At 49.9% G+C, this 18,562-nt stretch carries 14 protein-coding genes; 8 read left to right on the plus strand and 6 right to left on the minus strand.

Annotation, left to right across the window (positions count from 1 at the left end; genetic code table 11):
• Positions 1 to 182: 182 nt before the first annotated feature.
• Positions 183 to 3,716 (minus strand): pyruvate:ferredoxin (flavodoxin) oxidoreductase, encoded by a 3,534-nt coding sequence (gene nifJ / locus HMPREF3091_RS16915; RefSeq protein ID WP_070717323.1) that lies wholly within the window; start codon positions 3,714 to 3,716, stop codon positions 183 to 185.
• Between the two features lie 325 nt (positions 3,717 to 4,041).
• Positions 4,042 to 4,698 carry an MgtC/SapB family protein gene (locus HMPREF3091_RS16920; protein ID WP_004089820.1) on the minus strand — a complete coding sequence of 219 codons (657 nt, stop codon included), beginning with the start codon at positions 4,696 to 4,698 and terminating at the stop codon, positions 4,042 to 4,044.
• A gap of 284 nt (positions 4,699 to 4,982) precedes the next feature.
• Here HMPREF3091_RS16920 and HMPREF3091_RS16925 point away from each other — a divergent pair, with 284 nt between their 5' ends.
• Positions 4,983 to 5,246 (plus strand): putative hemolysin, encoded by a 264-nt coding sequence (locus HMPREF3091_RS16925; protein ID WP_004089819.1) that lies wholly within the window; start codon positions 4,983 to 4,985, stop codon positions 5,244 to 5,246.
• An 82-nt stretch (positions 5,247 to 5,328) separates the two neighbouring features.
• Here HMPREF3091_RS16925 and hslJ read toward each other — a convergent pair whose 3' ends face one another.
• Positions 5,329 to 5,757 (minus strand): heat shock protein HslJ, encoded by a 429-nt coding sequence (gene hslJ, locus HMPREF3091_RS16930; protein WP_004089818.1) that lies wholly within the window; start codon positions 5,755 to 5,757, stop codon positions 5,329 to 5,331.
• 208 nt (positions 5,758 to 5,965) lie between these two features.
• Here hslJ and HMPREF3091_RS16935 point away from each other — a divergent pair, with 208 nt between their 5' ends.
• Both HMPREF3091_RS16935 and HMPREF3091_RS16940 read left to right on the plus strand, forming a co-directional pair.
• Positions 5,966 to 6,511, plus strand: a complete 546-nt coding sequence (locus tag HMPREF3091_RS16935) for a GNAT family N-acetyltransferase (protein WP_004089817.1) — start codon at positions 5,966 to 5,968, stop codon at positions 6,509 to 6,511.
• A 165-nt stretch (positions 6,512 to 6,676) separates the two neighbouring features.
• Complete coding sequence (locus HMPREF3091_RS16940) at positions 6,677 to 6,835, plus strand: glycogen synthesis protein (protein ID WP_004089813.1); 159 nt, start codon at positions 6,677 to 6,679, stop codon at positions 6,833 to 6,835.
• Between the two features lie 104 nt (positions 6,836 to 6,939).
• On the opposite strand, the gene HMPREF3091_RS16945 is transcribed toward HMPREF3091_RS16940, so the two are convergent.
• Positions 6,940 to 7,932, minus strand: coding sequence for a 2-hydroxyacid dehydrogenase (locus HMPREF3091_RS16945; protein WP_004089812.1), 993 nt, complete (start codon positions 7,930 to 7,932; stop codon positions 6,940 to 6,942).
• 247 nt (positions 7,933 to 8,179) lie between these two features.
• Between HMPREF3091_RS16945 and HMPREF3091_RS16950 the strand changes: the two genes are divergently transcribed.
• From HMPREF3091_RS16950 to HMPREF3091_RS16960, 3 genes are read left to right on the plus strand one after another with little or no spacing between them, the layout of a single operon-like run.
• Complete coding sequence (locus tag HMPREF3091_RS16950; protein ID WP_070717326.1) at positions 8,180 to 10,798, plus strand: YdbH family protein; 2,619 nt, start codon at positions 8,180 to 8,182, stop codon at positions 10,796 to 10,798.
• Positions 10,791 to 10,985, plus strand: a complete 195-nt coding sequence (locus HMPREF3091_RS16955; RefSeq protein WP_070717330.1) for a YnbE family lipoprotein — start codon at positions 10,791 to 10,793, stop codon at positions 10,983 to 10,985. The genes HMPREF3091_RS16950 and HMPREF3091_RS16955 overlap by 8 nt, the downstream gene beginning before the upstream one ends.
• Positions 10,986 to 10,995: 10 nt before the next feature.
• Positions 10,996 to 11,322 (plus strand): YdbL family probable chaperone protein, encoded by a 327-nt coding sequence (locus HMPREF3091_RS16960; protein ID WP_070717333.1) that lies wholly within the window; start codon positions 10,996 to 10,998, stop codon positions 11,320 to 11,322.
• A gap of 128 nt (positions 11,323 to 11,450) precedes the next feature.
• On the opposite strand, the gene HMPREF3091_RS16965 is transcribed toward HMPREF3091_RS16960, so the two are convergent.
• Positions 11,451 to 12,056 (minus strand): FMN-dependent NADH-azoreductase, encoded by a 606-nt coding sequence (locus HMPREF3091_RS16965; protein WP_004089795.1) that lies wholly within the window; start codon positions 12,054 to 12,056, stop codon positions 11,451 to 11,453.
• 352 nt (positions 12,057 to 12,408) lie between these two features.
• Here HMPREF3091_RS16965 and hrpA point away from each other — a divergent pair, with 352 nt between their 5' ends.
• A complete protein-coding gene (gene hrpA, locus HMPREF3091_RS16970) occupies positions 12,409 to 16,296 on the plus strand; it encodes an ATP-dependent RNA helicase HrpA (protein WP_083321453.1) in 3,888 nt (1,295 codons plus the stop codon).
• Here hrpA and HMPREF3091_RS16975 read toward each other — a convergent pair.
• On the minus strand, positions 16,274 to 17,122 hold the full coding sequence (locus tag HMPREF3091_RS16975; protein ID WP_070717677.1) for a trypsin-like serine peptidase: 849 nt from the start codon (positions 17,120 to 17,122) through the stop codon (positions 16,274 to 16,276). The two genes, hrpA and HMPREF3091_RS16975, sit on opposite strands and share 23 nt — an antisense overlap.
• A 480-nt stretch (positions 17,123 to 17,602) precedes the next feature.
• On the opposite strand from HMPREF3091_RS16975, the gene HMPREF3091_RS16980 reads away from it, so the two are divergent.
• Positions 17,603 to 18,373 carry a class I SAM-dependent methyltransferase gene (locus HMPREF3091_RS16980; RefSeq protein WP_004089774.1) on the plus strand — a complete coding sequence of 257 codons (771 nt, stop codon included), beginning with the start codon at positions 17,603 to 17,605 and terminating at the stop codon, positions 18,371 to 18,373.
• Positions 18,374 to 18,562 lie beyond the last annotated feature (189 nt).

An 18,562-nucleotide genomic window follows, 5' to 3' on the forward strand; every position in this document is an offset into this window, starting at 1 on the left:
GTTGTGACTATTGATAATGTGAGCGTATATCTAGATGCAGGCTTTTGTGAAACCGTTTATCGGAATAGTGTGGATCGGCAATGTATTCTTATTCGTTGGCGGCAATGTATTAATAAACGTGCATTAATAAAAAAGCGGCGCCAATGGAGGCACCGCTTTTAATATTATCGCCTAACTGAGCGTTATTCCGTATCGTCAGACAGTGGTTTTCCCGCCAACTGGCTTAAGAACTCAAAGCGCTTCTTCAGATCGGCAGTCGCATCGCGATACAGCTGCTGAGCAACTTCTGGCTCCTGCGTGTTCAAGCGGCGGAAACGCTGCTCTTTTAGCAAGGTATCGGCAAGATCAATCGACGGTGGTCGAGAGTCAAGCGCCAACGGCAGTTTACCTTCATCGCTGCGGCGCGGGTCAAAGCGATACAGCGGCCAGAACCCAGTCGCAGTGAGCTGCTTCATCTGTTCGTGGCTGTAAGCCAGATCATAGCCATGTTCTTCACACGGACTGTAAGCAATGATCAGGGAAGGGCCTGGATAGGCCTCGGCTTCCTGAATAGCTTTCACCGTTTGGTTAAGCTGAGCGCCGAGCGAAATCTGTGCGACATACACATGACCATACATCATCATGCTAACGCCCAAATCTTTACGCGCCTTGCGCTTCCCATGCTCGCCAAACTTGGTCACCGCGCCTAATGGCGTTGCTTTAGATTGTTGACCGCCGGTGTTGGAATAACATTGTGTATCGAGCACCAGAACATTGATGTTCTCCGTCAGACTCAACACATGGTCGAGGCCACCAAAGCCGATGTCATAAGCCCAGCCATCGCCACCAATCAACCAAACCGATTTATCTACCAGATAGTCTGCATCCGAGATCAACTGACGGGCATCATCAGAGTCGATGTTTTGCAGTTCGACACGCAGTTTTTCAACCTGAATGCGCCGTTCTTCAATAGGGAGATCCGGTTGGCGTAATTCATTTAGCAGTTCCTGCGGCAACTGTTCAGCCAGACTATCGAGTAGGCGATTCACGCGCTGGCGATGCTGATCGATCGTCAAGCGGAAACCGAGGCCAAACTCAGCATTATCCTCAAACAGTGAGTTTGCCCAAGCCGGGCCACGTCCGTCTGCGTTGGTGGTATACGGCGTGGTGGGCAAGTTACCACCATAGATAGATGAACAGCCGGTGGCGTTGGCGATTAATAGACGGTCGCCATACAGTTGGGTGAGCAACTTGATGTACGGCGTTTCGCCACAGCCAGAGCATGCGCCAGAGTATTCAAACAGCGGCGAAATCAGCTGCGAGGTGCGAATATCGATTCGCTCGATTTTGCTGCGATCGATTTCTGGTAGGTCGAGGAAGAAATCAAAGTTTTCTTTTTCCTCGGCGAGATGGTCAAGCCGGGACTTCATATTGATCGCTTTTATCTCAGGATTTTGGCGATCTTTAGCTGGGCAGACTTCAACACAAAGGTTACAGCCGGTGCAATCCTCTGGGGCGACCTGCAGCACATATTTTTGTCCACGCATATCACGTGCTTTGACATCCAATGAGTGCAGTGAGTCCGGCGCATGTTCCATGGCTTCCGGCATCACGACTTTGGCGCGAATAGCCGAGTGTGGGCAGGCGGCAACGCAGTGATTACACTGGGTACACAGCGGTGCTTCCCAGATAGGGATCTCTTCGGCGATATTGCGTTTTTCCCAACGCGTCGTGCCGGTTGGCCATGTGCCATCTGGTGGAAACGCGGAAACCGGTAAGGCATCGCCAAGACCCGCCAACATGGCGGCAGTAACCGTTTTAACGAAGTCTGGTGCGTCATCGGAAACGACCGATGGGCGCAGGCTGCTAGTGTCATCGATGGGCTGTAGCGGAATTTCTGTTAGCGCTGCCCGCGATGCGGCAAGTGCCTGCCAGTTGCGCTCAACGATTTCATTCCCTTTGCTGCTGTAACTGCGGGTGATCGCATCCTGTAGCAGTTTCAACGCATCATCACTTGGCAATACGCCGGTGAGATGGAAGAACGCCATCTGCATAACGGTATTGATACGCGCGCCGAGTTTGCATTCGCGGGCAATTTTGGCCGCGTTAATGATATACACCCGCGCCTGACGCTGATGAAGCAGAGCTTGGACATCCCGTGGTAGGTTGTGCCAGATTTCATCCGCGCTGTAAGGGGTATTGATAAGGAAGATGCCACCCGTTTTCAGGTGCTCAACCATTTGATACTTTTCGATAAACTGCCATTGATGACAGCCAATAAAATCGGCTTGGTTGATCAGGTAAGCCGAATTAATCGGGTTGTCGCTAACCCGCAGATGGGAAACCGTTAACCCACCGGCTTTTTTCGAGTCGTAAACAAAATAGCCTTGGGCAAACAGCGGGGTGCTATTACCGATAATCTTGATATTGTTCTTGGTGGCTGAAACGGTACCATCGCTGCCTAAACCATAGAACAGCGCTTCTAAGCGAGTACGCTGTGGCAGCAGTTCGTCGCTGAGCGGCAAAGAGAGCCCAGTAACGTCATCGAAGATCCCCACGGTAAAGCGTGGACGTGGATTTTCCAGCTTCAATTCATTGAAGACAGCCAACGCACAGTCGGGGCCAAACTCTTTCGATGAGAGGCCATAACGGCCGCCAATAACGCGTGGCAGGGTGTTGCGTTCGCCACGACTAAATGACTCCGCCAGCGCGGTCATGACATCCAGATAAAGCGGCTCGGCTAATGCGCCAGGCTCTTTGGTACGATCCAGAACGGCAATCCGTGTGGCAGAGTCCGGCAGCACCTTCAGTAATTGCTGTGCAGAGAAGGGGCGGAACAAACGCACCTTGAGCACACCGACTTTTTCATTACGGCTAAGAAGGGTATCGACAACTTCTTCACAGGTGCCGATGGCGGATCCCATCAGGATAACGACGCGCTCGGCTTCGGGATGACCATAATATTCGAAAGGCTGGTAGTGGCGGCCAGTCACGTCCCCAAACGCTTGCATGGCGTCGGCGACATGTTGATAGGTCGCGTCGTAGTAAGGGTTAGTCGCCTCACGGGATTGGAAATAGGTATCGGGATTCGCTGATGTACCGCGGATCACCGGATGATCGGGCGTTAGCGCGCGGGCACGGTGGGCATCAATCGCTGACTGTGGTAGCAGCGTTTTTAGCGTATCATCAGACAGCGGCACAATTTTATTGATTTCATGCGAGGTTCGGAAACCGTCAAAGAAATGAATAAACGGGACGCGGCTATTGAGCGTTGCCATATGGGCAATAAGCGCAAAGTCCTGCGCTTCCTGTACACTGTTGGCACACAGCATGGCACAACCGGTTTGACGCACAGCCATGACGTCGGAGTGATCGCCAAAAATGGATAATGCATGGGTTGCCACGGTACGGGCTGCGACGTGCAGGACAAAAGGCGTAAGCTGCCCGGCCAATTTATACAGATTGGGGATCATCAGCAGCAGCCCCTGCGATGAGGTAAACGAGGTCGCCAGCGCACCTGTTTGCAATGCGCCGTGAACGGTGGCTATCGCGCCACCTTCAGACTGCATTTCAACAACGCGTGGGATGTCTCCCCAGATATTCCGGCGTCCATCGCCTGACCAAGAGTCCGCTTGTTCCGCCATGGTGGAACTTGGCGTAATAGGATATATAGCGATAACTTCACTGGCTCGAAAAGCCACAGAAGCCACTGCGTTATTACCATCAGTGGTGATCATTAAATGTACCTTTTGTGCTCACTATCTAATACCCGTTATCCTCCAAACAACCTCCTCCAAACAGCCTGAATTGGCGGGGGTTTGAAATCATTCGGATATATTACATTGGACGCAGCAATAACAATCGAGCCACGTCTCGTCATGTTTTAATCATAGCAAAACATAATTAGCGGGCTTGTCAGTTTCATGGCATTGATGAAGTGGGCGGCGACGAGAAATTAACGGCAAAAGAGGGGAGATTAATATTAATTTACATATTGTCACGTTCTCCAATAAGAATGATTAAAAAATACCTTATTGGAGAACCGACGCTGCAGATAGCGGATTATCGAATATCGATAAAATGTACGCCGTTAACCTGCTGCAATTTCTGATAGACGTCACTGATATCTTGTTTCGGACGAAGCGTTAATTCCAGTGACATCTCACACAGCTCGGTATCGTTGTCATGCTGGTTTACGGTTAAATATCCAGGTTTTAGGCGCATCTGTTGTAACGCTAATAAAATTCCAGACACGCTGGCAGGCAATAGCTGAATAATCACTGAATGATGATGACCGATCAGACGATTGCTGAGCTGGCGGAAAACCTCGAGCACAATCAGCGTCATTAACGTGCCGTAGATACCGATTTCATACATACCACTCCCGATAACCAAGCCAATGGCCGCGGTGACCCAAAGACCGGCAGCGGTAGTGAGTCCTCTCACCACTTGCTTTTGAATCATGATGGTGCCCGCGCCGAGAAAGCCCATTCCGCTGACAACCTGTGCGGCGATACGGCTAGGGTCTAGGCCGACGTGTGACTCCATCAGAATGTCGTTGAATCCATACTTGGACACGATCATAAACATGGCGCTGCCGATGCCGACCAGTACGTGCGTGCGCAGGCCAGCTTCCTTAGCGCGTAACTGACGTTCAATGCCAATGAGGCCGCCAAGAAAACCCGCTAATACGACGCGCAGCAATAAATCAGTAATCATTTGTTCCTCTCGTTGTAATTTTATTGTTTTGCAGAACGATTAAGCGTAAAAACGAATAATTATTTTATGGTACGCCCAGACTGCTGAAACCGATGATTTTAGCCTAACCCGCCCGTCGGAAAAACAAGTATGCGTACCTTAAATGAGTCATCGCTTCGTATTCAGGTTGTTCAGTGTAAAAATATACTGGCGTTAAATATGTTTGTGTAAAATCCGAACGCTAAAAATACGCCGATATAGGATCATCGATAAACAGTCTTTAGGGTTTAGAGGAGAGAGTAGACATGATAGCTAAACTTGGGTTGGTGCTCGCGGCGGGCATTCTGTTGTCGGCCTGTAGCAGTGAACCTGAACAACAGGCAACCAGTGCTAACGTTCATCAGCGTATAGATATGTCGGACGCAGCCGTTGAAAACTGTGCGCTGGCGGGTGGAACTCTGGCTCTCTCCAGTCAACTTGACGGTAGTTCCGTCGGGATGTGCCAATTACCTGATGGTAAACGCTGTGGTGAATCGGCTTTGGTACGCGGCGCTTGTCCAGCGAATTAACGCGGTAGGGCATACTTTAGCCGTCAAAAATGAACAGGCCGGCCATAACAGCAGCCGGCTTTGTGCGCGCGGTGAGTCGGGCTTACATCCAATCTTTCTGCTGATATACCAGCGTATGGTTGGCATTCTTCAGCGTCAATTGTCCTTTAATCAATGAAACCTCTGCCCCCTGACTTAACACGTCGGTAATGATGGGATCTAACGCTGCGCGTGTAGGATCGATACACGCCATACGGGTAGATGCCAGATGCTCAACTTTCAATATATTGTTTTGCAGCTCTCCCTGACCCATAAAGCGGTTACACATTGCGCCAGAAACATGCATTTTCTCGCCAAACTCAATCCCCGGTTCCATACGGTTTTTATCGCCACCAATCGTTTTTCCGTCTACGCTTTGCAAAACAAAATGGCGATGCAGGAGATCGCTTTGTTGTATGGTCTGCGGTGCCTGAGTCGTACAGGCGGCAAGTAAAATAGTGCTTAATGCCAGAGATACAGCTTTGAATTTCATTATATTGCCTCAAACTATTTTTACAGAATAATCGGCGGTAACTTTCCGAAAGCTCACGCTATTTTACTCATTTGCTGAGATGGATGACACATTTCATCGCATGCGAGTTTATTTTTCATATAAAAACCTTTTACCCAGTCGGGTTTTGTTTGCTTCAGCTATTTATTTCGGTTTATAAATCAACAAAGACGAATATTTAGAGGATGTTATGGTGCTCGATACGCCGGTATTAATGACAGAACGTTTGGTTCTTCGCGCGCACAGGCTTGATGATTTTGCCGACCTGTGCGCGATGTGGGCCGATCCTGAGATCGTAAAATTTATTGGGGGAGAACCGCAAACTCCTGAGCAAGTTTGGCAGCGTCTGTTACGCTATACAGGTAACTGGGCGCTTTTTGACTATGGCTATTGGGCCGTTTTCGATAAGAGCACACAGCAATACATTGGCAATATTGGTCTGGCTGAAAACCATCGCGATATCGAGCCACGTTTGCGTTACCCAGAGATGGGGTGGACGCTCAACCCTGCTTTTCATGGCAAGGGTTATGCCATTGAAGCGGCAAAATGTGTGCTTGCTTGGGCTGATGAAGTACTAAAAACGCCGGTGTGTTGCATCATCGACCAAGATAACGTTCGTTCAATCCACTTAGCTGAAAAATGTGGCTTCCTGCTGCGTAAAGAAACTGGCTACCACGGCAACATGATTTACATCATGGAACGCCAAAATGCGATCGTCGACACGGAATTGCTTTAAATACAAGCACGCAGTGTTTAGTCGCCGGAGTCTATCTGGGTAATACTAGATATAGCGCAGCATATAAGCCTTTTTTCATAATCAGAAAGAGGAGTGTGCACAATGGTAAAGACTACCGCATCGCGTGTTTCATCCTGTGATGGAAGTCATTTTGGCGAAGGCAGTATGGACTTTCTTGCCAGTAGTATTGCGTTAATGGAGTCTCAAGGCCGTGAGGTAGATGCCAGCAAGGTGTGCGGCAACATGTCGGTCAAACAGCGAGAGCTGTTCAATCAACGTTTAACTCATTATCGTCAGGCATTATTGGCAGACCAGACGGTCTGATTTGACGACGGCGCTTAACGCCAAGATTTCCTCTTCAATCATCCATAAAAAACCCCAGTCAAAACTGGGGTTTCGTATTTAACGCTATCGGACGCCGCCGAGCGTTAAGCGGTCAGCAGATTGTCGCAGTGCTCACCGTTTGCCAGAGCGCGGATATTACCCAGTGTGGTTTCAGAAATGCTGGTCAGCGCTTCTTCGGTTAAGAATGCCTGATGACCGGTAAACAACACGTTATGACAGGCAGACAGGCGACGGAATACGTCGTCTTGAATAACGTCGTTAGACTTATCTTCGAAGAACAGATCGCGTTCGTTTTCGTAAACGTCCATCCCCAGCGAACCAATTTTTTGCTGCTTCAGCGCCTCAATGGCGGCGTCAGAATCGATCAGACCACCACGGCTGGTATTAATAATCATCACGCCACTCTTCATTTGGCTAAACGCATTGGCATCCAGCAGATGATGATTTTCCGGTGTGAGCGGGCAATGCAGGGTAATCACGTCAGATTTTTCGTACAGCGTCTTCAAATCGACATACTCAGCGCCCAACTCTAATGCCTGTGGGTTAGGGTATGGGTCATACGCCAGCAACTTCATACCAAAGCCTTTCAGGATCCGCATGGTCGCCACGCCAATCTTACCGGTGCCGATAACGCCCGCGGTGCGGTTGTGCATGTTAAAACCAATCAACCCCTCCAGCGAGAAGTTGGCGTCACGGGTACGCTGATAGGCGCGGTGAATGCGGCGGTTCAAGCTCATCATTAAGCCTACAGCATGCTCAGCTACGGCTTCAGGGGAGTAGGCTGGCACGCGAACGACCTGCAAACCCAACTCTTTGGCGGCAACTAAATCAACGTTATTAAAACCGGCACAGCGTAATGCAATGATTTTAACGCCCAGAGCGGCCAGTTCGGTGAGCACTTCGCGGCTCGCATCGTCGTTCACAAAAATACAAACCGCTTCACAGCCCTGTGCGACTTTTGCTGTTTTAGCGCTGAGTAAAAAGTCAAAAAACTCCAGCTCGAAACCGAATTCTTTATTTACTAGTTCTAGATACTTACGGTCATACTGTTTAGTACTATAAATCGCGAGCTTCATAGAGGATTCTCCACCAAAAAGATGTGATCATGATAGCAAAAATGGCTAAAAGAAACAAAGCAGCCAGCGGCGGCGGGTAAACATAAACGTGTCGTTGTTGAACCTCATAATGAAAGGTGTCGTTGAACGAAACTTGAGCTCAGCCATCATATCAACGACCACATTTATCTAGGATTTTGCCCGATTCATTCAGATGCATCCATTATTATGATATGTTGCGGCTGATTATTAAAAAGCAAGGCGAATTATGATCAAGTGGCTCAAAAGGTTATTTGCAGCGCTGATCGCCATATTATTGGCATTAACGTTTCTCTGGTTAACGGTGGCACATTGGCTGCCGTCGGTTATACAACATTGGCTTCCTGCGGGAACGACGGTGCGTTTTAGCGAACGTCCATTTTGGTCGAACGGGGCATTGCATCTACCGGGACTGAGCTATCAGGCTGGGGACTGCCGCTTGGGCGATCTATCGCAGGCACGTTTACGCTATCACCAAGGACGCTGGCAGATGTTGGCGGAAACGCTGGATGTAAATACCCAGTGCTTGGAAAAACTGCCTTCCTCAGACTCTCCCTCGGCACCGCTTGAGCTGGATAAAATCCAACAGTCTCTCCCGCTGTTTGATATCGCAGTGAACCATCTTATTGTCAGTCCTTGGCAGGATTATGCTGGGGCAATTAGCGTTGCTAACAATCTGGATGGACAGACCATCCGCTATCGCAGCGATCGTCTTAGTGTCGATGCACGTCTGGATGACAAACAGAAACTCACGTTGAAAAAGCTTTCGCTGAAAGTGCCACAAAGCGATCAACCGCTTGAGCTCGATGGCGAACTGCAAATTCCCTTGGATCTGGCGTCATTACCGCGTAGCGGTGCGATGCAGGCGCAGTTGAAAACGCCGTTTATTGATGCGCCTTTACAGGTGATTTCTTCGTGGAAAAATAAACAGGGTAATTTAACGATTATTGCTAGGGGGGATAAAACGCCGTTAGCAAACTTACCGTGGACGGTAAGCCGCCACGAGATTCATATCAACAAAGGGCAGTGGCGTTGGCCTTATGCGCAGCAACCATTGCAGGGCGGTATTGATGTCACGCTGACGGACTGGGATAAAAACTACCAGCAAACGCAGATTGAAGCGCGTATGAATGTGCTGACTCAGGGCGCTCACGGCAAAGGTAATGTGGTAGTCAATCTTGGGCCGGGCAAGCTCAGTGTGATTGACAGCAGCATGGCGTTTCGGGTCACTGGCCTCGTCAATAGCCAAAACCTTTCCCTAACGGCGTCGATTCCAGGGCAGCTTACCGGCAGCGTGTTGAACCCGTTGCTAACGTTAGACAGCGGTTCGCTGTTACGCGCCTGGGGCAAGCTGGATGCTCAAACCACGTTGCAAGAAATTCGCTGGCCGTTGGCCGGAATTAAACTCAACGCGGAAGGTGTCACAGGGCGCCTTCAGGCCATCATGCGCGTAAAAGATAGCTATTGGGGGAGTTTCAAACTCCATCTCGATGGGCAGGCGGCACAGTTTCTTCCCGACCAAGGACGTTGGCAGTGGCAATATTGGGGCAATGGCGATCTGCCCCCGCTTGCCGCTAAGTGGGACGTCGGTGGGCGCGGGGAGTGGATCGGTAATGCGATACGCTTGACCCAGCTTTCTACCGGATTCGATAAGATTCATTACGGTATGATGACGGTAATGAAGCCACGGCTTTCCATCGGGCAACCCGTCGAGTGGGTTCGTGATGAACAACAGCCAAAATTCAACGGCGCATTTATCCTCGATACCCGCAAAGTCGAGTTTGAGAACGGTGGCTATCTGCCGCACGCGGTTTTGAACCTTGCGGCTCAGGGCTCTGCGCCGGACCATTTTTTGCTCAAAGGCGATTTGCATGCCGAACGCATTGGCCCCATTAAGCTCAATGGACGCTGGGATGGCGAAAGACTGCGCGGAGAGGCTTGGTGGGCGAAGCAGCCAACGGCGGTATTCCAACCTCTGCTATCGCCTGATTTGAATATCACGCTACGCGATGGTGACTTTTACGCCCAAGCGGCTTTTTCTGCTGCGCGTGAACAAGGCTTCGAAGCCGGTGGTCATATGGTGGTGAAGAATGCCGGAATGTGGCTGAAAGACGGTGAAATGAGCGGGCTGGACTTTGTCATGGCCTATCGCTTGAAAAACGAGATCTGGCAGTTAGGTGCTAAACAGCCAATCAGCCTGCGTATTAAACATCTTTCGAACCTGTTTGAAATGAGCAATATTTCAGCCGACCTGCAGGGCTACTATCCTTATAGCGAAAGTGCGCCGTTGGTACTGTCTAACGTCGGTGTCGATATGCTCAAGGGACATATCGGTTTTGATGCGCTACGCCTGCCAGAGCCAGCTTCAACCGTACTGCGGCTGAAGGACATTGATTTAAGCGTACTGTTCACCGCGCTCAAACCGAAGCAGTTTGCGATGTCTGGCCGCGTTGACGGAGAGTTACCGCTGTATTTGAAAGATAAGCAGTGGCTGATTCGTAATGGCTGGATCAACAATTCTTCGATGCTGACGCTACGGCTCGATCCTGATATGGCCGACGCGATGGCGGAAAATAATCTGGCGGCGGGGGCGGCGATTGAATGGTTACGTTATATGGAAATCAGCCGTTCGCGAGCCGACGTGAATTTAAGTAATTTAGGGGGGCTCACGATGGCGGCTACCATTCGAGGGGTGAATCCTCAGCAGAACGCACACCGAGAGGTGGTGCTTAACTATCATCATGAAGAGAATATTTTCGAGCTTTGGCGGAGTTTACGTTTTGGCGATAATTTACAGGAGTGGCTGGAGCAAAGCCTCTCAACCCCTGCGAGGAGTGAGCATGAGTAACCTTAAGGTTTGGCTACTGGCTACCGTAGTATGTGTGCCCCTGACGGGCTGTGTACCGCGTATTGAGGTGGCAGCACCTAAAGATCCGATTACGATCAATATGAACGTCAAGATCGAGCATGAAATTCACATCAAAGTGGACAAAGACGTCGAGAATTTATTGAAAACCCAATCGGGCCTGTTCTAAGGAGATTCCGATGAAAAAATCGCTAATCGCATTGCTCGGTGCAGGCCTACTTTTCAGCAGCGCGGTATTTGCGCTGACGCTGGATCAAGCCAAACAGCAAGGTCGCGTAGGTGAAACGCTGAATGGTTATATTGTGGCGCTCAAGCAGGATAAAGAGACGTTAGCGCTGGTCGAGCAAATCAATACGGGTCGCGCGGAGAAGTATCAAGAAGTGGCGAACAATAACCACATCAGTCGCGAAGACGTCGCTAAAATGGCAGGGCAAAAGCTGGTGGAACGAGCTGCGTCAGGTGAATATGTGCGCGGCATCAACGGCCAATGGCTGCGAAAGCCCTAGCGTACAGGTTGGCATGACTTCATAAACAAACGCGCTCACAGGGAGCGCGTTTTTACTTTCTGCATAATAAATCTTTAGCTAACCACTCATCCGGACACAGGATCTAGAGGGGATAATGCAATATTGAATTATGCGGTAGCCAGTTGGCTGATCAGCGCTTTGGCATCTTGCTGCGCTTTTGTTGCCATATCTGGGCCGTAGGCGATTCCTTCTTCGAATACGAACTCTACGTCAGTCAGGCCGATAAAGCCTAAGAAAACGCGCAGGTAAGGCGTAACCAGATCGGTGTCGGTATCTTTGTGAATACCACCACGGCTGGTCAGAACGTAGACTTTCTTACCTTTCAGTAAACCTTCAGGGCCGGCCTCGGTATAACGGAAAGTCACACCGGCACGCGCTACCAGGTCAAAGTAGTTTTTCAACTGAGTCGAAATGTTGAAGTTATACATCGGTGCCGCAATCACAATCACGTCGGAAGCTTTCAGCTCTTCAATCAAGGTGTTCGACAGATCCAATGCATCCTGTTGGCGAGGCGTCAAAGGCGCATCAGAAGGGCGTAATGCACCGACTAACTCTCCATCCAGCACCGGAATCGGGTCTGCAGCCAGATCACGTACCTGAATCTGGTCATCGCTATGCTGTTGACGCCATTGTTCGACAAAGTAATCAGCCAAAACGTTTGACTGAGAGTAGTTAGCCAGAATACTTGATTTAAGAACTAATACTTTGCTCATGGTAATTTCCTTGTGACCTAATACTGTTAGGTATTGTCAGACTATTTGTTGAAATCAGGACGCTGTGTCCATCGCATGGAAGACACTTTATTCATAAAAGCCCATCAGTGATAGCGCAATAATTCGAGCTCTTTGTTCAATTAAATTGAACATGGTGAGATTGACCGCACTGTATGCATGACGATGTGACCGGCGAGTGAGAGAGATTGCGCCTGTGCTACTGCTGCCCAACGTTGGCCTGTGATACAATTACAGACAGAATTTGTCCCAGTGACATCATTAAAAACAACAGATAAACGGTGGTTTTACATTTTCACCTGTTGTCCGCCATCCGTTTCAAGGAATATTGATTGTGACATCCCCGCTTAGCGCCATCGCCTCGCAGCTTGATGAACTGATGCTGCGCGATAAACAGCGTTTGATGCGCCGCATACAGGGCGCCAAAAAGGTTAAAAAGGCCGAAAGCCAACAGGCTATCGCGGATACGCTCGCCGTCGATCTGGCTAGCGCGCTGCAACGCGTTGAGTCTCGACGTGCGGCCTGTCCAAAAATTCCCTATCCGGAAAACTTGCCGGTTAGCCAGAAGAAAGACGAAATACTTGCCGCGATCCGCGATCACCAAGTGGTGATCGTTGCCGGTGAAACGGGGTCGGGGAAAACCACTCAGCTACCGAAAATTTGTCTGGAGCTTGGGCGTGGGGTAAAAGGCCTGATCGGCCATACCCAGCCGCGTCGTTTAGCCGCTCGATCGGTCGGTGATCGTATCGCGCATGAGCTTGACACGACGCTCGGCGGCGCGGTGGGCTATAAAGTTCGTTTTAACGATCAGGTGAGTGACAATACGCTGGTCAAACTGATGACCGACGGTATTTTGCTGGCTGAAATTCAGCAAGATCGCATGTTGATGCAGTATGACACTCTGATTATCGATGAGGCGCATGAACGCAGTCTGAATATCGATTTTATTCTCGGCTATCTACGCCAGCTACTGCCTAAGCGTCCCGATCTGAAAGTGATTATTACATCGGCGACCATTGACCCTCAGCGCTTCTCGCGTCATTTCAATAACGCGCCCATTATCGAAGTCTCTGGGCGAACCTATCCGGTCGAAGTGCGTTATCGCCCGGTGGTGGACGATGCCGATGATGTTGACCGCGACCAGCTTCAGGCGATTTTTGATGCCGTGGATGAACTTGGACGAGAAGGACCGGGCGATATCCTGATCTTTATGAGCGGTGAGCGTGAAATTCGTGATACCGCCGATGCGCTCACTAAGTTGAATTTGCCGCATACCGAAATTCTTCCGTTATATGCTCGTTTGTCAGCTAGCGAGCAAAACCGTGTTTTCCAAAGCCACCATGGTCGCCGTATTGTGCTGGCGACCAACGTGGCAGAAACTTCGTTGACCGTTCCGGGAATTAAATACGTCATCGATCCGGGCACGGCGCGAATTAGCCGTTATAGCTTCAGAACTAAGGTTCAACGCCTGCCGATTGAGCCTATTTCTCAGGCTTCGGCCAATCAGCGTAAAGGGCGCTGCGGCCGCGTGTCTGAAGGTATCTGTATCCGTCTGTACAGCGAACAGGATTTCCTGTCACGTCCAGAGTTTACCGACCCTGAGATTCTGCGAACTAACTTAGCGTCGGTTATTCTACAAATGACGTCGCTTGGACTGGGCGATATTGCCGCATTTCCGTTCGTAGAAGCGCCCGATAAGCGTAATATTCTTGACGGTGTACGGCTTCTTGAGGAACTGGGGGCGGTTAGCACCTCGGAACAAGGACACCAGCAGCTTACACCGCTGGGACGCCAGTTGGCACAGTTGCCTATTGATCCTCGCTTGGCGCGTATGGTGCTGGAGGCGCAGAAGCACGGCGCAGTACGCGAAGTGATGATCATTACGTCGGGGCTGTCGATTCAGGATCCTCGTGAGCGCCCGAGCGAGAAGAAACAGGCATCGGATGAAAAACATCGCCGCTTTGCTGACAAAGAGAGCGATTTTCTATCGCTGGTGAATTTGTGGGATTACCTCAAAGAGCAGCAAAAAGAGCTTTCGTCCAATCAGTTCCGTCGTCAATGCAAAACTGATTATCTCAACTACTTACGCGTACGTGAATGGCAGGATATCTACACTCAGCTGCGTCAGGTGGTAAAAGAGTTACGTATTCCTATTAACTCCGTGCCGGGGGATTTCCGCGGGATTCACTGTTCTTTACTGAGTGGTCTGCTATCGCATATTGGCCAGAAAGACACTGAAAAGCAGGAGTATACCGGCGCTCGAAATGCGCGATTTGCCATTTTCCCGGGGTCGGCACTATTTAAAAAACCGCCTAAATGGACGATGGTTGCCGAGCTGGTGGAAACTTCTCGACTGTGGGGGCGCATCGCGGCGCGTATCGATCCTGAATGGATCGAACCGTTAGCGCAGCATCTGATTAAGAAAAGCTACAGCGAGCCGCATTGGGAAAAAGCGCAGGGCGCAGTGATGGCGACAGAAAAAGTTACGCTGTATGGCTTGCCGATTGTTGCTGCTCGTAAGGTTAACTACGGAAGTATCGATCCACAGGTGAGCCGCGAGCTGTTTATCCGTCATGCGCTGGTGGAGGGCGACTGGCAGACGCGTCATGCGTTCTTCCGCGCCAATCAGCGCTTGCGCTCCGAAGTGGAAGAGCTGGAGCACAAATCACGCCGTCGAGATATTTTGGTCGATGATGAAGCGTTGTTTAGTTTCTACGATCAGCGCATCGGCCATGACGTGGTTTCCGCTCGCCATTTTGATAGTTGGTGGAAAAAAGCCAGCCGCACCGATCCCGAACTGCTCAATTTCGAAAAATCGATGCTGATTAAAGATGGTGCACAGGGTGTGAGCGCTCTGGATTATCCTAATTTTTGGCATCAAGGGGCGTTCAAACTCCGTTTGTCCTATCAGTTCGAACCGGGGACCGACGCTGACGGTGTCACCGTACATATCCCACTGGCGATACTCAACCAGATTGAAGAGTCTGGTTTTGACTGGCAGATCCCGGGAATTCGCCGAGAATTAGTGATTGCGCTGATTAAATCGCTGCCAAAACCTATTCGACGCAATTTTGTTCCTGCGCCTAACTATGCTGAAGCCTTTTTAGGCCGAGCAACGCCGCTGGAAATGCCGTTGTTAGAGTCGATAGAACGCGAACTACGCCGCATGACTGGCGTGACGGTGTCACGTGAAGAGTGGCAGCTAGATCAGGTTCCCGATCATCTGCGCATGACGTTCCGCGTCATTGACGACAAAAAGAAAACGCTAGCTGAAGGTAAGTCGCTTGAAGCGCTGAAAACTCAGTTAAAAGGTCAGGTGCAGCAAACGCTGTCAGAAGTGGCCGACGATGGACTAGAACAGCAGGGCTTGCACGTATGGAGCTTTGGCTCTCTGCCGCAAAGCTACGAGCAGAAGCGCGGCGGTTATTCGATGAAGGCATTTCCTGCTTTGGTGGATGAAAAAGACAGCGTTGCGATTCGGCTGTTTGAAACCGAGCAGGAACAGCAGCAGGCAATGTGGCAGGGTTCGCGTCGTTTATTGCTGCTAAACATTCCTTCGCCGATAAAGTATTTGCATGAAAAGTTGCCGAATAAAGCCAAGCTGGGGTTGTACTTCAATCCTTATGGCAAAGTGTTGGATTTGATTGATGATTGTATCGCCTGCGGTATCGACTCATTGATTGCCAAACACGGTGGCCCCGCCTGGAGTGAAGAAGGTTTTACTCAACTTCATGAACAGGTGCGCGCAGAACTTAACGATGAAGTGGTGTCGATTGCGCGTCAGGTGGAACAAATACTGACAACGGCCAATGGCATTAATAAACGGCTCAAAGGCCGCGTTGATATGTCATTAGCGCTGGCGCTGTCAGATATCAAAAATCAGGTAGGAAATCTTATCTATCGTGGTTTTGTTACCGCTACTGGCGCATCGCGTTTACCTGATGTGGAGCGTTACCTGCATGCCATTGAACGGCGATTGGAGAAGGTGGCGACCGATCCTCATCGTGATCGTGCGCAAATGCTAAAGGTCGAACAGGTACAGCAGGCATGGAAGCAAATGCTCAACAAGCTACCGGCACAGCGTGCCGGAGAGCCCGAAATCAAAGAAATTCGCTGGATGATTGAAGAGCTGCGTGTGAGTTATTTCGCCCAGCAATTGGGTACACCGTACCCAATTTCAGAAAAACGCATCATGCAGGCTATTGATCAGATTTTGGCTTAGCATTTTGTTGAACGAGGCGTTTTAGGCCGTCACTGAATGCGGTGACGGCCACCGCTCTATTATCGGCTAGCGCGCGGTTTTCGGCGGCAGGCGCAGAGCTTTGAATAGCAATAAGCCGCCAGCCGTTATCCGTTGTCATCAGCAGCGGTGAGCCACTGTCTCCAGGCAACGTATCGCACTGATGACTCAGCACACCTGTTTGTGCCCATCCCATGACCAGGCAATTTTCATGGCTGTACAAATCATCCAGATGGTCTTGCGGATAACCCGCCTGCGTGACTAAACGCTTGTTGGCTTTTAACTCTGCGGTAAGCTGTTTACTGTTGCCTTGCCATAACGGCAGCGGTTCGATGGGCGGTAGCCAATCGCTCTCTATTTCCACTAAGCCATAATCCTGTGGCGCGGCGGAAGAGGGAACAATCCACCCATCACCGTCGGCTTTAAGGCGTTTGCCGAGTTTAGGGTCAACCAACGTACGCAGCTGAGTTATTTCATAGCGCCATTTTTGGTTATGCGAAGAGAAACGTAGGGCAATCGCTGGGTCAATCTTGCCGGGAGGTGTTAGTAAACAATGACCTGCGGTTAGCACTAAACGCGAGGTAATCAGCGTTGCGGTGCACAAATTCCCGCTTTCTGTCTCTATTTGGCCAATCGCATCCCACGGCGATTGCGTGACGTTAGTTATTTTTATGCGATCGTCTTTGCCATAGAACAGCTGTAACTGTTGCGCCGGAGTGAGTATTTCATCATCGGCCTTGGCAGGAAGTGTGGCGATGGCACAATAAAAAACTGGAACGCACAACGTAATAGAACGCAATAATTGCATAGAGCGGAACCCAATTGCAGTCATCCATTTACTCAGTAGTTTAACCAAATGATTGATTACTGCGAGGAATATTTGTGTTGAATAGGTGCGTTTCAGCGATGTTTTCTCGTTTACTGCTTTAACACCCAACTACAGATAAAAGCACGCAGTAATGATCCCGCACACAATCAGCGATATAAGAAGCAGTTCAAACCCATAGCGTCGAAACATATGCCATCCTCGAACCCTTCGCAGTCACTGATTTCCATGGTTAACCGATCTTTATCGTTAACATTGGCGCGCACGGCTGAATTATTCTCAACTTCAGGAGATGATTAATCTTAGTTTATCGTTACTTCAACGACTGTGAGTGATTGGTTTCGGCATGTAACGCTTTGTACTCAGTATGAAAATAATTCAATAGAGCGCTATTGAACCCCGCTAGATGCCTGACTATAGTGAGAAAATCGCTTTGTAAGTAAGCAGACATCAGGAGAATGCATGACCAATAAGCAGAGTCACCATAACGCGGTCGATCGTCAGTTTGCCGATCAGGCAAACGCCTATCTCGGTAGCGCGGTGCACGCACAGGGCAACGATTTACAACGTTTAGCGCAGTTACTTGAAGGTGACGATTTTGCCAACGTGCTCGATCTCGGCTGTGGTGCTGGGCATGCTAGTTTTGCCGTTGCGGCTCAGGTTCGTGAGGTTGTTGCTTATGATCTCTCAGACAAAATGCTTGATGTGGTGCAACACGCCGCACGCGATAAAGGCATCGATAACCTTATCGTCCAGCAGGGCGTTGCCGAATCTCTGCCGTTTGACGATGAGTCATTTGACGTAGTGATTAGCCGCTATTCCGCTCATCATTGGTATGATGTTGGAAAGGCGCTGCGTGAGGTCAAGCGGGTGTTAAAGCAGGGGGGAAGGGCTATTTTTATGGATGTTGTTTCTCCGGGGCATCCTGTTTTAGATGTTCATCTGCAAACGATTGAAATTTTGCGAGATACATCGCACGTCCGTGACTATACACCAGGCGAGTGGCTGTCATTTTTTACTGAGGCCGGATTACGAGTCCAAACGGTAACCTCCGACCGTCTCCACTTAGAATTTAGTAGCTGGATTACACGTATGCGCACGCCAGAGTCGCTGGTGACCGCCATCCGCGTCGTTCAAGAGAGTGCATCCGAAGAAGTGAAGCAGCACTTTGAACTCCAGCCTGATGGCTCGTTTACCAGTGATATCATGATGTTTGAGGTAGTTAAGAGTTAAAACAATCGCCGGAGCAGGTCTCCGGCGGTTTCAGACATCAATTTAGTTACAACATACATTGTAGGTTAAGCAGTAACAGACAATCTGAAACTCCTGCATTTCTTGTAACTAAGGGGGATATGTCATGCTGTAAAAAGCTTTATAGTGGGGGAAGTGTATTATAAACAACATTAAGTATTACTGAACAGC

Source organism: Hafnia sp. HMSC23F03, from assembly GCF_001816025.1.
Lineage (GTDB): Bacteria > Pseudomonadota > Gammaproteobacteria > Enterobacterales > Enterobacteriaceae > Hafnia > Hafnia paralvei.

Excerpts from the sequence above, each read along its gene's own strand:
- HMPREF3091_RS16965 (WP_004089795.1), bottom strand. The coding sequence starts at position 12,056 with ATGAGCAAAGTATTAGTTCTTAAATCAAGTATTCTGGCTAACTACTCT.
- HMPREF3091_RS16955 (WP_070717330.1), top strand. The coding sequence starts at position 10,791 with ATGAGTAACCTTAAGGTTTGGCTACTGGCTACCGTAGTATGTGTGCCC.
- nifJ (WP_070717323.1), bottom strand. The coding sequence starts at position 3,716 with ATGATCACCACTGATGGTAATAACGCAGTGGCTTCTGTGGCTTTTCGA.
- HMPREF3091_RS16945 (WP_004089812.1), bottom strand. The coding sequence starts at position 7,932 with ATGAAGCTCGCGATTTATAGTACTAAACAGTATGACCGTAAGTATCTA.
- HMPREF3091_RS16980 (WP_004089774.1), top strand. The coding sequence starts at position 17,603 with ATGACCAATAAGCAGAGTCACCATAACGCGGTCGATCGTCAGTTTGCC.
- HMPREF3091_RS16975 (WP_070717677.1), bottom strand. The coding sequence starts at position 17,122 with ATGCAATTATTGCGTTCTATTACGTTGTGCGTTCCAGTTTTTTATTGT.
- HMPREF3091_RS16940 (WP_004089813.1), top strand. The coding sequence starts at position 6,677 with ATGGACTTTCTTGCCAGTAGTATTGCGTTAATGGAGTCTCAAGGCCGT.
- HMPREF3091_RS16935 (WP_004089817.1), top strand. The coding sequence starts at position 5,966 with ATGGTGCTCGATACGCCGGTATTAATGACAGAACGTTTGGTTCTTCGC.
- HMPREF3091_RS16960 (WP_070717333.1), top strand. The coding sequence starts at position 10,996 with ATGAAAAAATCGCTAATCGCATTGCTCGGTGCAGGCCTACTTTTCAGC.
- hslJ (WP_004089818.1), bottom strand. The coding sequence starts at position 5,757 with ATGAAATTCAAAGCTGTATCTCTGGCATTAAGCACTATTTTACTTGCC.
- HMPREF3091_RS16920 (WP_004089820.1), bottom strand. The coding sequence starts at position 4,698 with ATGATTACTGATTTATTGCTGCGCGTCGTATTAGCGGGTTTTCTTGGC.
- HMPREF3091_RS16925 (WP_004089819.1), top strand. The coding sequence starts at position 4,983 with ATGATAGCTAAACTTGGGTTGGTGCTCGCGGCGGGCATTCTGTTGTCG.
- HMPREF3091_RS16950 (WP_070717326.1), top strand. The coding sequence starts at position 8,180 with ATGATCAAGTGGCTCAAAAGGTTATTTGCAGCGCTGATCGCCATATTA.